Below are 13,050 nucleotides of genomic sequence, written 5' to 3' on the forward strand. Positions count from 1 at the left end.
GGCGGGTGTCCACGTTGCCCCGGATCGGGGTGACCTCCAGCTGCATCCCGAGCGCGTGCAGCTGGGCGATGCGGCGCAGCGCGCCGGTGCCGACCCGGGCGCCGGGCGGCAGCTCGGCCAGGGTCCGGCCGTCCCGGGCGACCAGCGCGTCGCGCGGGTCCTGCCGGGGTGGCACCGCCGCGACGTGCAGGCCGGGGGCGCCCGCCGTGGGCAGGTCCTTGTACGAGTGGACGGCGAAGTCGATGGTGCGGGCGGTCAGCGCGTCCCGCAGCGCGGAGACGAAGACGCCGACGCCGAGCCGGTGCACCGGGGCCGAGGAGCGGTCCCCGGCGGTCACCACCTCGACCAGTTCGACCTCGCGGCCGGTGGCCGCGGTGAGGGCCTCGGCCACGTGACCCGACTGGGCCATCGCCAGGGCACTGCCCCGGGTGCCGAGGCGAAGGGGGGCGGTCATCGGGAACCTCCGGTGGACGGGATGTCGGGGTCGGTCACCGGCACGTCGACGGCCGCGAACGACGGCCGGCCGGCCGGGTCGGTCTCGACCACGTCGGGCACGGTGTCGACCGGGGAGGTCTGCGGCACCTCCAGGTCGAACAGCTCGCGCAGCAGGGCCGCGTACTGGTCGCCGCCGGGCTCGGCGGCGAGCTGGCGGACCCGTACGGTCGGCTGGTGCAGCAGCCGCTGCACCACCCGGTGCACGGTGCGGGCGACCTCGGCGCGCTGGTCGTCGGTGAAGTCGGGACGGCGCTGGGCGAGCCGGCGCAGCTCGGCGGTGACCACGTCGTCGGCGCGACCCCGCAGGGCGGCCACGGTGGGCGCCACGTCGGCGCCACGCAGCCAGCTGAGGAACGCCTCGACCTCGGCGGTGACGATCTGGGTCACCTCGGCGGCGTCGGCGTCGGCCGGTCCGTCGGCCAGTACCTCGGCCATCCGGTCGATGTCGATCACCTCGACACCGGGCAGCTCGGCGACCCCCTCCTCGACGTCGCGCGGGACGGCCAGGTCGAGCAGGACCAGCGGGCCCCGGCCGGCGTCCCGCCGGGCCAGTGCCCGGGTCACCACGTCGCGGGTGAGGACCGGTTCCGTGGCCGCGGTGGCGGCCACTACGATGTCCACTGTGGAAAGCGTGTCGACCAGTTCGGCCATCGGCACGGCGTCCGCGCCGTACGATTCGGCCAGCCGGACGGCCCGGTCGGCGCCGCGGTTGGTGACGGTCAGCGGCCCGGCACCCAGCCGGGAGAGGGTGGCCACGCTGAGCGCGCCCATCGCGCCGGCGCCCACCACCACGGCGGGCCGGCCGGCCAGCTCGCCGTCGAGCAGGGCGGCGGCGAGGTCGAGGGCGGCGGTGACCACACTCTGACCGGCCCGGTCGATGTTGGTCTCGGCATGCGCCCGCTTGCCCACCCGCAGCGCCTGCTGCATCAGCTCGTGCAGCAGCCGGCCGGCGGAGTCGGTGCCGCTGGCCGAGTGGTAGGCGTCCCGGAGCTGGCCGAGGATCTGCGCCTCGCCGACCACCATCGAGTCCAGCCCGGCGGCGACCCGGAAGACGTGCTCGACGGCGGCGGCGTCGTAGTGCACGTAGAGGTGGTTGGCGAGCGCCGCCGGCGGGCAGCCGGCCTGCTCGGCCAGGATCGCGCAGATGTCGCCGAGGCCGCCGTGGAAACCGGAGACGGCCGCGTACACCTCCACCCGGTTGCAGGTGGAGACGAGCACGGCCTCGGCGACGTACGGCTGGGCGACCAGCCGGTCCAGGGTGCGGGTGAGGTCGGCGGGCGGGACGGCAAGCCGCTCCAGCGTGGCGACCGGGGCGGTGCGGTAGGACGCGCCGACGGCGAGCAGTTTCACGTGCCGATCGCCTCCTGGGTGTCGGTCGCCGCGAGCCCGCCGGGCAGGGCGGTGAGGCCGGACCCGCCGGTGGCGGGGAGCGCGGTCAGCGACGCCTTGCGGTGCTCGTGGAAGGACAGGATCTGCAGCTCGATCGCGAGGTCGACCTTGCGCACGTCGACCCCCTCTGGAACCGAGAGTACGCACGGAGCGAAGTTGAGGATGCCCGTCACGCCGACTGCGACGAGCTGGTCGGCGACCGCCTGGGCGGCCGGCGCGGGGGTGGCGATGACCCCTATCGAGATCGACTCCTCGGCGGCCACTCGGGGCAGCTCGTCGACGTGCTGGACGACCAGCCCGTTGATCTCCTCGCCGATCCGGGCGCGATCGGCATCAAAAAGGGCGGCGATCCGGAAGCCGCGGCTGGCGAAGCCGTCGTAGCCGGCCAGGGCGTGACCGAGGTTACCCACGCCGACCAGGGCGACCGACCGGCACTGGGTGAGCCCGAGCACCGACTCGATCTGGTCGATCAGCAGGGCGACGTCGTAGCCGACGCCCCGGGTCCCGTACGAGCCGAGGTGCGACAGGTCCTTACGGAGCTTGGCCGAGTTGACCCCGGCCGCGTTGGCCAGCCCCTCGCTGGAGACGGTCTCGTGGCCGGCCTGAGCGAGGGCGTGCAGGGCACGGAGGTATTCCGGGAGCCGCGCGACGGTCGCTTCGGGCAGGTCCGGGAGCGTCGGTACGGCACCGGTGCGACCGGGCGCGCCAGGGTGACGGTGCTGACTCATGAGACTCCGTGCGGTGCGATCCTCGACCAGCGTCCGCGGCCGGTCGTTTCGGGACTCCCGCTGGCGACCGATGTTGCCGGCTGTGCTAGCAGGGCGCGTCGGAACTACAGGGTAGGCGCTTGTGAAGATGTGCACAAATCGCGATCTTGCTGGCCGGCGACGCGCCTCCACCTGCCCTCCATCCCACAAGATCGATAAACCGCGCCCTCGGCGCCGCTCGGCGATTATTGCTCAATCCCGACTTCTCTGACCAATCGCGCGCGCTTGACAACGCCGTGTCACCGGCGTGGCGCGACGGGAGCCCGCCCCCGGGGTAGGGAGAACCCCACCCTGGAGTGGCCTGCGCACGGGATGGGTAGGGCGGGCTCAGGCGCATAGCCTCGGGGCATGACCGCCGTACCACTGACCCACGCACCGGCCCCCACCGCACCCGCGGGGCTCGGCCGGCAGCTCCTGCGCGACTCCGGCTACGTGCTGGCCGGCCTGCCGCTGGCGGTGGTCGGCTTCACCCTGGCCGTGGCGGGGATCTCACTCACCGCCGGGCTGCTCGTCACCACGCTCGGCCTCCCGGTCCTCGCCGGCACCCTGTACGCGGCCCGCGCGCTGGCCGATCTCGAGCGGTTCCGGCTGCCGGGGGTGCTCCGCCAACCCCGGGTCCGCCCGGTCTACCTGGCGCCCGCTCCGCGGGCGGGCTACTGGCGGCGGATCCTCACGCCGATGCGCGACGCCCAGTCCTGGCTCGACCTGCTGCACGCCTTCGTCAAGCTGCTGGTGGCGCTGCCCACCTTCGTGGTGGTGCTGGTCTGGTGGGTGTTGGCCATCGGCGGCACCCTCTACTTCACGTACGACTGGGCGATCCCGCACGGCCCCGGCCAGCAGGACCTCAGCGAGCTGCTCGGGATGGGCGTGGGACCCCTCCCACGAATCGCCTTGAACACCTCGTTCGGGCTGTTCTGCCTGCTCACCCTGCCGCTGATGGCCCGGGGCTGCGCCCGGCTCCAGGCCGGGCTGGCCCGCTCGCTGCTCACCGGGGTGGCCGAGATGCGGCACCGGATCACCACGCTGGAGGAGCAGAAGCGGGCCGCCGCCTCCGCCGAGGCGTCCGCGCTGCGCCGGCTGGAGCGGGACATCCACGACGGCCCGCAGCAGCGCCTGGTCCGTCTCGCCATGGACCTCAGCCGGGCCCGTCAGCAGCTCGCCGCCGACCCGGAGGCGGCCCGGCGGACCCTCGACGAGGCGGTCGCCCAGACCCGGGAGACCCTCGACGAGCTGCGGGCCCTGTCCCGGGGGATCGCCCCGCCGATCCTGGTCGACCGGGGCCTGCCGAGCGCCCTGGCCGCCCTCGCCGCCCGCGCCCTGGTCCCCACCGAGCTGCTGGTCGACGACGACCTGGGTGCGTCCGGGGGACGGCTGGACCCGGCGGTGGAGAGCACCGCGTACTTCGTGGTGGCGGAGGCGCTGACCAACGTCGCCAAGCACAGCCGGGCCGCCGCCTGCCGGGTGGAGGTGACCCGCCGGGTCGGCCGGCTGGAGATCAGCGTCGCGGACGACGGGGTGGGGGGCGCCCACCTGGCCAAGGGGCACGGGTTGAGCGGCATCGCGGACCGGGTCCGTGCCGCCGGTGGCACGCTCGACGTGACCAGCCCGGTCGACGGCCCCACCGTGATCCGCGCCGAACTGCCCCGCTGACGACGACCGGAGGTCGGGCCGATGACGCGGGACGTGATAGACACCGGACCCATGCGGGTGGTGATCGCGGACGACGCCGTGCTGCTCCGGGAGGGGCTGGTCCGGCTGCTGACCGAGTCGGGACACGAGGTGGTGGCCGCCGTCGGCGACGGGGACGCCCTCATCGAGGCGGTGGTGACACACCGACCGGACGTCTCGGTGGTGGACGTCCGGATGCCGCCCTCGCACACCGACGAGGGGCTGCGGGCAGCCGTGGAGGCGCGCCGACGGGTGCCCCGTACGCCGGTCCTGGTGCTCTCCCAGTACGTCGAGGTGTCGTACGCGGACGACCTGCTCGCCACCGCCGGCGGGGCCGGCGGGGGCGGTATCGGCTACCTGCTGAAGGACCGGGTGGCCGCGATCGACGAGTTCCTGGACGCGCTGGACCGGGTGGCCGGGGGCGGCACGGTGCTCGACCCGGAGGTGATCGCCCAGCTGCTGGTCCGGCGCCGCCGCGACGACCCGCTGGCCGCGCTGACGCCGCGCGAACGGGAGGTGCTGGCTCTGATGGCCGAGGGGCGCTCCAACACCGCCATCGCCCGGGCCCTGGTGGTGAGCGACGGCGCGGTCGAGAAGCACGTCCGCAACATCTTCACCAAGCTCAACCTCCCCCCGGACGCCACCACCCACCACCGCCGCGTCCTGGCGGTCCTCACCCACCTCCGTGCCTGACCCCCGCCGAGGCGCGTTGATCATGAGGTTAGCGCCGCGACACGCCGGCGCGGTCGCCGCTAACCTCATGATCAACGGAGCGTCACGAGCCGGTCAGGGGAGGGTGTGGGCGAGGGCCACCGCCTCGGTGAGGGTGTCGGCCACGGGGTGGCCGGAGGCGCGGAGGCCGCCGGTGTAGAGGACGCAGCGGCCGCCGACCGAGAGCGCCGCGTCCGCGTCGTCCAGCGAGTCGCCGATCAGCACCACCTGATGGCCGGCGAGCCCCAGCTCGGCCAGGTGCTTCTCCAGCCACTCGGCCTTGGGTCCCCCGCCCACCGCGGCCCGCAGCCCGTCCACCCGGCTGAAGTGCGGGGTCAGCCCGTACGTCTGGACCGTGGGCACCAGCTCGTCGTGGAACCACATGGACAGCAGCGACTGGCTGCCCGGCCAGGCGGCGATCGCGGCGGTCGCGTCGGCCGCGAGGGCGCAGCTGGTCAGCCCGGCCCGGTACGCGTCGTGGAAGATCCGGTCGAGCCGGCCGAACGCCTCGTCGTCGATCGCCTGCCCGAGCATCTCGGCGTAGTAGTCGGCGATCGGGCGGCGGAACCGCAGCCGGTGCTCATCGGCGGTGACCGCCGGGCCGCCGGCGCTGGCGAAGGCCACGTTGGTTGCGCGTACCACGAGGTCCAGGTCGTCGAGCAGGGTGCCGTTCCAGTCCCACACCAGGTGGTCGCGCGTCGAAGTCATCGCTGCACGATAAGGGCCGGTCAGAGCTGCGGGGTGGTCAGGTCCCGCAGCAGCCGGTCCTCCTCGACCCGCCAGTAGCCGTGCTCCTTGCCGTCGAGCAGCACCACCGGCAGCCGGTCGCCGTACTCGCGCTCCAACTCGATGTCGTCGGTGACGTCCTTCTCGACCCAGCGGTCGCCCGTGACGGCCACCACCCGGTCGAGCGCCGCCTTCGCGTCCTCACACAGGTGGCAGCCGGGTCGGGTGATCAGGGTGAGCCGGGCGTCACTGGACATCGGGCACCTCCGTGCGGTTCTGGGCCGGCACCGGGGGCGCCGGGCGGAGTTCGGTCTTGCGCACCTTGCCGATCGCCGAGTGCGGCAGGCTGTCGACGAACTCGACGGCGCTCGGGCACTTGAACCGGGCCAGGTTACGCGCGCAGTGCCGGAGCAGCTCCTCCGCCGTCACCGGCGCGCCGGCCGCCCGCACCACGTACGCCCGGACAGTCTCGCCGGTCCGCGGGTGCGGCACCCCGAGGACGGCCGACTCGGCCACCCCGGGATGCGCCTGGAGCACCGACTCCACCTCGTGCGGGTACACGTTGAAGCCGTTCACCAGGATCAGCTCGCCGAGCCGGTCGACCAGGAAGAGGTCCCCGTCCTCGTCGGCGTACGCCACGTCGCCGGTGGCCCACCAGCCGTCCGCGTCCGGCCCGTTCCGCCCGTCCGGCCAGTAGCCGGCGAAGAGGTTGTCGCCCCGCACCACGATCTGCCCCGGATCGGTGCCCGCCGCGTCGTCGGAGAGGTCCAGCTCGTCGGCGTCCTCCTCGACCACAGGCACCCCGTCGCGCCACAGGTCCGCACCGTCGGCCCCGACCAGGCGCAGCTCGACGCCGGGCAGCGGGCGGCCGATCGAGCCGGGCTTCGGCTCGCCGCCGGCCAGGGTGGAGGTGAGCACCGGGGCGGTCTCGGTGAGCCCGTACCCGACGTGCACCGGATGCCCGGTGGCCTCGGTGAAGCGCGCGGCGACCGCCGGCGGCAGCGGCGCCGCCCCGCACACCGCCACCCGCACCGAGGCCAGCGCCGCCAGCGCGTCGCCGCCCGCCTCGGCCCAGGTCAGGAACATCGACGGTACGCCGGTCAGCACGCTGACCCGGTGTCGGGCCAGTTCGGCGAGCGCCCCGTCCGGGCCCAGCTCGTCCACGAGCACCCCGGTCGCCCCGTGGTGCACCGCCGCCCCCAGCCCGGAGTTCAACCCGTACGCGTGGAAGAGCGGCAGGGCGAGCAGCACGGTGTCGTCGGGGCCGACCACCGGCGGGTCGATCCGGCCGACCTGCTCGTGGTTGGCGGCCAGCGCGCGGTGCGACAGCATGGCGCCCTTGGGTCGTCCCTCGGTGCCGGAGGTGTAGAGCAGGACGGCGAGGTCGTCCCCGCCCCGGGCCGGGAAACCGGCCGGGACATCGCCGTCGGTGACCGGCGGGGCGGTGTGCACGGCGGCCAGCGCGGGCAGCTCGTCGGCGGCGACCCGGTCGCGGACCTCGGGCGCACAGACCAGCACGGCGGCCCCGGAGTCGGCGAGCACGTGCCGCAGCTCCCGGGCCGTGAAGGCCGGGTTGACCGGCACCGCCACCAGCCCGGCGCGCAGCACCGCGAGATACGTGACCACGAAGTCCGGGGTGTTGCCGAGCGCGATCGCGACCCGGGTCGGGTGACCCTCCCCGGTCGACGGTGGTGCCGCGACGGACAGCGCGCGGGCGGTGGCGGTGACCGCCGCGTCCAGTTCGGACCAGGTCAGCGCCCGATCGCGCCAGTGCAGCGCGGTTCGGTCGCCGTGGGCGGCGGCCGCCCGGCGGAGCCGGTCGGCGAGGTTCGGCGCGGAGCTGTCGGCTGCGTCCTGCACGGTGGCTGAGTCTGGCACAGCCCCGAGCGCCCGGCCACGCCGAAGTCTCACCGGCCCGCCGCGACACGCCGAGGGCGGTAGGAAAATCTGCCTGACCAGGAGTTTCCATTCGGGACCCGTCGCGATCGGAAAGTCAACCGCACACGACGGACAACCGGTCCGCCATGGGTGCGACGGGACGGGAAATACTTCCGCTCTGTGTAACGGACTTGCCACGCGTGGGTGACGTTGGCCCCTATCATCACTCGGGTCGGCTCACCCCATTTGCCGTGAGTCGACACCCCTCAGCCCGAGGAGACCCCCGTGCCCGTGAGCGCATTGGACCAGCACCTCAAGGGGATCTGCCGCCCGTCGGCACGTCCCGGAACGGCCCTGCCCGGCCCGGGCGTACGCGGTCCCGCCGCGCCGCCGCGGCGGCCGTGCCCCGCCTGGATCGGGGAGGCGCGGTGACCACGTTCGGTTACGCGGAACGGCCGGCCGGGGTGACCGGCCCGACCCAGCGGACGCCGGTCAACGAGCGGCTGGAGTCCCGCACCTCCGGCGACGGCGGATGGAGCGTCGGGGTGCGGGGTGACGGGGCGGGCCGGCGGGTCCGCAACCGCTCGCACCACAACGAGGCGCCGCCGCGCCCCGCAGTGCCCGGCGGCAACGCGAAGCAGGCGGCCGGCCGGCTCAACGCCCCGTCCCGACCGGCCATGCCGGCGCAGGGCCGACGCGGCGGCGACAGCCCGACGACCGCGGACCCGTCGGCCGGCGAGACGGCCGTGCTGCCCGCCGTGCCGGCCGCCGACACCGCGATCCTCCCGGCGGTGCCCGCCGCCGCGACCCCGGCCACCGGCTATCCGAGCCGTCCCGACCCGTCCGATCCGGCGACGGAGGTGTGGGCGCTGGTCGAGCGGGCGCAGGCCGGCGAGGCCGAGGCGTTCGGCCTGATCTACGACCGGTACGTCGACACCGTCTTCCGCTTCGTCTACTTCCGGGTCGGCAACCGCCAGCTCGCCGAGGACCTCACCTCCGACACCTTCCTCCGGGCACTCAAGCGGATCGGCAGCTTCACCTGGCAGGGGCGGGACCTGGGCGCCTGGCTGGTGACCATCGCCCGCAACCTGGTCGCCGACCACTTCAAGTCGGGGCGGTACCGGCTGGAGGTCACCACCGGCGACGTGCTCGACGCTGAGCGGGAGGACCGGGGGCCGGAGGGCAGCCCGGAGGCGGCGGTGGTCGAGCACATCACCAACGTCGCGCTGCTCACCGCGGTCAAGCAACTCAACCCGGAGCAGCAGGAGTGCATCGTGCTCCGCTTCCTCCAGGGCTTCTCGGTGGCCGAGACGGCCCGCGCGATGGGCAAGAACGAGGGCGCCATCAAGGCGTTGCAGTACCGGGCGGTGCGGGCCCTGGCCCGGCTGCTGCCCGACGGCTTCCAGCCCTGATCTCACCGCTGCCCGCATCCCCTCGACGCCCCGCTGGGCGTGGGGGCGTGCCACTCGGCGCCAGTGACGACGATCACTCTTGGTGATTCGCCGTCGCCGGCCCCGTAACCGGCGACCGGCGCGGTCCGTTTCTCCGGGTGCGACCAGTGGTTGTCCCGGCGTCCCCCGGGCCCCCGGTCCGGCGGACATGGTCGACCGTCCCGGTCGACCGTCGGCGTCACGCTGCCACCGGTCGCTGGTGACGACGACGGCCGAGGCGGCCGCGACCAGCGAGAGGGGGTGCCTGCGGTGGACAGCAACCTCTTCTCCCGTCGCCGTGCCGAGCGCTTCGCACAGCTCCTCGACGAGGCCAACGGCGGCCGGCGGCACCACGTCCGTTCCCGGGCCGACGACGAACTCGCCGCGCTCGTCGCGGTGAGCCAGCGACTCGCCGCCGACCGACCGGACGTCGAGGTCGACGCGGAGTTCCGCACCGGGCTGCGCGCGATGCTGGTCGCCACCGCCGAGCGCGAGGGTGCCGGCGCCCGGGCGAAGCCGGCGACCGCCACGACGGGCCCCGGCGTACGCGGATCGCTGCTGCCGGCCGTGACCGGCCGGCGGGCCCGCGCCCGGGGCGCGATCCTGGTCGGGGTGGCCGCCGGGGCGATCGCGCTCTCCGGCATCTCCGCCGCCAGCGAGAACGCGCTCCCCGGTGACGCCCTCTACGGCATGAAGCGCTCCACCGAGCGGGCTCAGCTCGCCCTGGCCAGCTCGGACCTCAGCCGGGGTCAGCTCTTCCTCGACTTCGCCCGGACCCGGCTCGACGAGGCGGCCACGGTCCGTGGCGACCGGATCGGGTTCAGCGCCGTCCTGGACGACATGGACGCCGACATCCGCCAGGGCGTACGCCTGCTGACCACCGTGGCCGCGCAGCGCTCCGACCTGGCCGGGCTGAACACGATCGACGCGTTCCTCACCACCCAACGGCGGGCGGTCAGCGGGCTGCTCGACCGGGCGGACCACGTCGAGCGGGACCGCACCCACCGGTCGCTGGCCCTGCTCGACGACGTCGGCCGACGCACCGCCGGGCTCCGCGCCGCGATCGCCTGCGGACTCCCGGCACCGGTGGCCAGCGACGCGCTCGGCCCGGCCCCGGACGCCTGCCCCGCCGATCGCTGACCGCGACCCGCCCACCGGGCACCGGGCACCGATCGGCGGTTGACGCCCGGTCCGGCCGTCCGCACCACACTTCCCGCCACGGACATCCGTTCGTCACACGCCGCCGGATAGGCTCGTCGATGGGGAGTCACGGTCGTCCAGGGGGGAGGAGGTCGGCATGGCCCGGGCCCGGAAGGTGACGGTCAGCACCGACGTCCACGGCCACACCGCCGGCTGGTCGGAGACCCCGGAGGACACCCCGGCGACCTCGGTTCCCGACCCCACCGCCGCCGCCTTCTTCGACGTGGACAACACGATGATGCAGGGCGCCTCGATCTACTGGTTCGCCCGGGGGCTGGCGGCCCGGAACTACTTCACCACCGGCGACCTGGCCCGGTTCGCCTGGCAGCAGGCGAGGTTCCGGCTGCTCGCCACCGAGCACGCCGGGGACATGTCGCAGGCCAAGGAGGCCGCGCTCGCCTTCATCCAGGGCTGGCGGGTCGACGACGTGGAGCGGCTCGCGGAGGAGATCTTCGACGAGCTGATGGCACCCCGGATCTGGGCCGGCACCCGCCGCCTGGCACAACGGCACCTCGCCGCGGGTGAGCGGGTGTGGCTGGTCAGCGCCGCTCCCGTGGAGATCGGCCGGGTGATCGCGGCCCGGCTCGGGCTGACCGGGGCGATCGGCACCGTCGCCGAGGTGGTGGACGGGGCGTACACCGGCCGGCTCGTCGGCGACCTCATGCACGGGCCGGCCAAGGCCGACGCGGTGACTCAGCTCGCCGCGGTCGAGGGGCTGGACCTGAGCCGCTGCGCCGCCTACAGCGACTCGGTGAACGACCTGCCGATGCTCTCCGTCGTGGGTCGTCCGGTGGCGATCAACCCCGATCCGGCGCTGCTCCGGCAGGCCCGCCGGCGCGGCTGGGACGTCCGGGACTTCCGCACCGGCCGCCGGGCGGTCCGGATCGCCGTACCGTCGACGGCCGCCGCCGGGCTGCTCGTCGGTGCGGTCTCCGCCGGCCTGGCGCTGCACCGGCGCCGCCATCGCGCCGGCTGACCCGGTCGCGGGCCAGACCTTGGCGAGCTGCTGCGTCCGGCCGTCCGGGAGGCAGCGGTCCGCGGCGTCACCCGGGTCAGGGGCCGAACGGGTCGGGGCGACGTTCGAGCAGCTTGTGCAGGGTCTGCTGGATGGTCTCCCGCACCTGGTCGGCGAGGTTGAACACGACCAGCGGGTCGTCCGCCGAGTCGCGCAGGTGTGCGGTGGGGATCGGCGGGCAGAACTCGATCAGCCACTTGCTGGGCAACGGCACCATGCCCAGCGGCCCCAGCCAGGGGAAGGTCGGCGTGATCGGGAAGTAGGGCAGCTTGAGCAGCCGGGCGAGCGGCTTGATGTCGGCGAGCATCGGGTAGATCTCCTCGCCGCCGACGATCGCCACCGGCACGATCGGCGTGCCGGTACGCAGCGCCGCCGAGACGAAGCCACCCCGGCCGAACCGCTGGAGCTTGTAGCGGTCGGCGTAGAGCTTGCCGACCCCCTTGAACCCCTCCGGGAACACGCCGACCAGCTCGCCGTTGCCGAGCAGCCGCTCCGCGTCCGGGTTGCACGCGACCGTCCCGCCGGTCTTGCGGGCGATCTCGGAGACCACCGGCATCCGGAAGACCAGGTCGGCGCCGAGCAGCCGCAGGTAGCGGTGTGCGGGATGCCGGTCGTGCAGCGCGGCGGCGAGGACCAGCGCGTCCAGTGCCAGCGTGCCGGAGTGGTTGCCCACCACCAGGCCGGGCCCGGACTCCGGCACGTGCTCGACCCCGCTGATCTCGGTGCGGAACCAGTCCCGATAGAGCAGCCGGATCAGCGGGTGGAAGACAGCGTCGGTCAGCTCCGGGTCGAAGCCGAACTCGTCCACCTCGTAGTCGCCGGAGAGCCGCCGCCGCAGGAAGGCGAGGCCCTTGGCGACCTTGCGGTCCCAGTGGTCCCCGGGCCGGTCCGCCACCGCCGGCCCCGGCGGCGGCGTGGCCGCGGCCCTGGCGCCCGGCCCGACCTCCGGTGCCGCTGCCGGCTCGTCGGCGGACGTGTCCGGCTCGTCGGCCGGTGCCGGGGCGGCGGTGGCCGCGGTGGGCCGGTGTCCGTTGCGCCGCGCCGGCTCCGCGTCCGGCCCGGTCACGGTCAGCGGTACGTCGTAACGGGCCTCGCCCCGCTCGTCCGCCCCACTCACGACCGCTCCCGTACGGCGGCCCGGGCCTGCCGGATGCCCTCGAGCACCAGCTGCTCGGCCGCGGCGAGCTGGTCCCGGGTCACCACCACGCCGCCGTGGTGGGCGCGGATGAAGTCGTCGAAGGCGGCGGCGGTCGAACGGGGCGTGAAGCCGAACTCGCGTTCCAGCCTGGTGGTGTCCACCACCCGACCGTGCACGAAGAGGTCGACCTGGTCCAGCCCGTACCGGCCGAAGCCCAGGCTGCGGGCGATCGCGGCGGCCCCGGAGAGCCCCGGCTCCAGCACCGGTACGGCCACCCGGCCCGCCCGGCGGATCGCCTGCGACAGCGAGAGCACCCCCGGCCCGGCGACGTTGTACGTCCCCGGATGCTCCTCGGCGACCGAGCGGTGCAACACCTCCAGGGCGTCGTCGAAGTGGACGAACTGGAGCCGCGGGTCACGCCCGAAGACGGTGGGCACCACCGGTTGGGAGAAGTAGCGGGTGAGCGTGGTGTCCGCGGTGGAGCCGATGAACGGCGCGAAGCGCAGCACGGTCGCGGTCACGTCGGGACGGCGGCGGCGAAAGCCGCGCACGTACCCCTCGATGTCGAGGATGTCCCGGCCGAAACCGCCGCGCGGCACCTCGCGGGGCTCGGTCTCCTCGGTGAAGACGGCG

General features: G+C 74.4%; 11 protein-coding genes and 2 pseudogenes. 5 read left to right on the top strand and 8 right to left on the bottom strand.

Features of this window, described 5'->3' with window-relative positions; translation table 11 throughout:
- The 3 genes and pseudogenes from ABZ570_RS31670 to ABZ570_RS31680 form a co-directional block, all read right to left on the bottom strand.
- A pseudogene (locus tag ABZ570_RS31670) lies at positions 1 to 454 on the bottom strand (hydroxymethylbilane synthase); the annotation flags it as partial.
- Positions 451 to 1,845, bottom strand: a complete 1,395-nt coding sequence (locus ABZ570_RS31675; RefSeq protein ID WP_358071475.1) for a glutamyl-tRNA reductase — start codon at positions 1,843 to 1,845, stop codon at positions 451 to 453. The pseudogene ABZ570_RS31670 and the gene ABZ570_RS31675, both read right to left, overlap by 4 nt.
- On the bottom strand, positions 1,842 to 2,612 hold the full coding sequence (locus ABZ570_RS31680) for a redox-sensing transcriptional repressor Rex (RefSeq protein WP_358071477.1): 771 nt from the start codon (positions 2,610 to 2,612) through the stop codon (positions 1,842 to 1,844). Before ABZ570_RS31680 ends, ABZ570_RS31675 begins: the two co-directional genes overlap by 4 nt.
- A 387-nt stretch (positions 2,613 to 2,999) precedes the next feature.
- Here ABZ570_RS31680 and ABZ570_RS31685 point away from each other — a divergent pair, with 387 nt between their 5' ends.
- Both ABZ570_RS31685 and ABZ570_RS31690 read left to right on the top strand, forming a co-directional pair.
- A complete protein-coding gene (locus tag ABZ570_RS31685) occupies positions 3,000 to 4,301 on the top strand; it encodes a sensor domain-containing protein (protein ID WP_358071479.1) in 1,302 nt (433 codons plus the stop codon).
- Between the two features lie 51 nt (positions 4,302 to 4,352).
- Positions 4,353 to 5,012, top strand: a complete 660-nt coding sequence (locus ABZ570_RS31690; RefSeq protein WP_358071493.1) for a response regulator transcription factor — start codon at positions 4,353 to 4,355, stop codon at positions 5,010 to 5,012.
- A 93-nt stretch (positions 5,013 to 5,105) separates the two neighbouring features.
- Here the strand turns inward: ABZ570_RS31690 and ABZ570_RS31695 are convergent, their stop codons facing one another.
- The 3 genes from ABZ570_RS31695 to ABZ570_RS31705 are packed head-to-tail and all read right to left on the bottom strand — an operon-like array spanning position 5,106 to position 7,616.
- Positions 5,106 to 5,738 carry an HAD family hydrolase gene (locus tag ABZ570_RS31695; protein WP_358071481.1) on the bottom strand — a complete coding sequence of 211 codons (633 nt, stop codon included), beginning with the start codon at positions 5,736 to 5,738 and terminating at the stop codon, positions 5,106 to 5,108.
- 20 nt (positions 5,739 to 5,758) lie between these two features.
- Positions 5,759 to 6,013, bottom strand: a complete 255-nt coding sequence (locus tag ABZ570_RS31700) for a glutaredoxin family protein (RefSeq protein WP_358071483.1) — start codon at positions 6,011 to 6,013, stop codon at positions 5,759 to 5,761.
- Entirely contained in the window at positions 6,003 to 7,616 is a 1,614-nt protein-coding gene (locus tag ABZ570_RS31705; protein ID WP_358071485.1) for an AMP-binding protein, read from the bottom strand. The genes ABZ570_RS31700 and ABZ570_RS31705 overlap by 11 nt, the downstream gene beginning before the upstream one ends.
- Positions 7,617 to 8,062: 446 nt before the next feature.
- On the opposite strand from ABZ570_RS31705, the gene ABZ570_RS31710 reads away from it, so the two are divergent.
- The 3 genes from ABZ570_RS31710 to ABZ570_RS31720 all read left to right on the top strand — a co-directional run bounded on the left by ABZ570_RS31710 (position 8,063) and on the right by ABZ570_RS31720 (position 11,240).
- Positions 8,063 to 9,046 carry an ECF subfamily RNA polymerase sigma factor, BldN family gene (locus ABZ570_RS31710; protein ID WP_358071487.1) on the top strand — a complete coding sequence of 328 codons (984 nt, stop codon included), beginning with the start codon at positions 8,063 to 8,065 and terminating at the stop codon, positions 9,044 to 9,046.
- Positions 9,047 to 9,334: 288 nt separating this feature from the next.
- Positions 9,335 to 10,204: a DUF5667 domain-containing protein gene (locus tag ABZ570_RS31715; protein WP_358071489.1), complete on the top strand. Its 870-nt coding sequence runs from the start codon at positions 9,335 to 9,337 to the stop codon at positions 10,202 to 10,204.
- Between the two features lie 157 nt (positions 10,205 to 10,361).
- A complete protein-coding gene (locus ABZ570_RS31720; protein ID WP_358071491.1) occupies positions 10,362 to 11,240 on the top strand; it encodes an HAD-IB family hydrolase in 879 nt (292 codons plus the stop codon).
- A gap of 76 nt (positions 11,241 to 11,316) precedes the next feature.
- Here the strand turns inward: ABZ570_RS31720 and ABZ570_RS31725 are convergent, their stop codons facing one another.
- Positions 11,317 to 12,174 carry a lysophospholipid acyltransferase family protein gene (locus tag ABZ570_RS31725; RefSeq protein WP_358071495.1) on the bottom strand — a complete coding sequence of 286 codons (858 nt, stop codon included), beginning with the start codon at positions 12,172 to 12,174 and terminating at the stop codon, positions 11,317 to 11,319.
- A 218-nt stretch (positions 12,175 to 12,392) separates the two neighbouring features.
- Positions 12,393 to 13,050: pseudogene (locus ABZ570_RS31730) on the bottom strand (NAD-dependent dehydratase); the annotation flags it as partial.

It is taken from the genome of Micromonospora sp. NPDC007271 (assembly GCF_040634005.1).
In the GTDB taxonomy this organism is placed as follows: Bacteria; Actinomycetota; Actinomycetes; order Mycobacteriales; family Micromonosporaceae; genus Micromonospora.

Coding starts and splice junctions, on each gene's coding strand:
- ABZ570_RS31680 (WP_358071477.1), bottom strand. CDS start 2,612: ATGAGTCAGCACCGTCACCCTGGCGCGCCCGGTCGCACCGGTGCCGTA.
- ABZ570_RS31685 (WP_358071479.1), top strand. CDS start 3,000: ATGACCGCCGTACCACTGACCCACGCACCGGCCCCCACCGCACCCGCG.
- ABZ570_RS31690 (WP_358071493.1), top strand. CDS start 4,353: ATGCGGGTGGTGATCGCGGACGACGCCGTGCTGCTCCGGGAGGGGCTG.
- ABZ570_RS31695 (WP_358071481.1), bottom strand. CDS start 5,738: ATGACTTCGACGCGCGACCACCTGGTGTGGGACTGGAACGGCACCCTG.
- ABZ570_RS31700 (WP_358071483.1), bottom strand. CDS start 6,013: ATGTCCAGTGACGCCCGGCTCACCCTGATCACCCGACCCGGCTGCCAC.
- ABZ570_RS31720 (WP_358071491.1), top strand. CDS start 10,362: ATGGCCCGGGCCCGGAAGGTGACGGTCAGCACCGACGTCCACGGCCAC.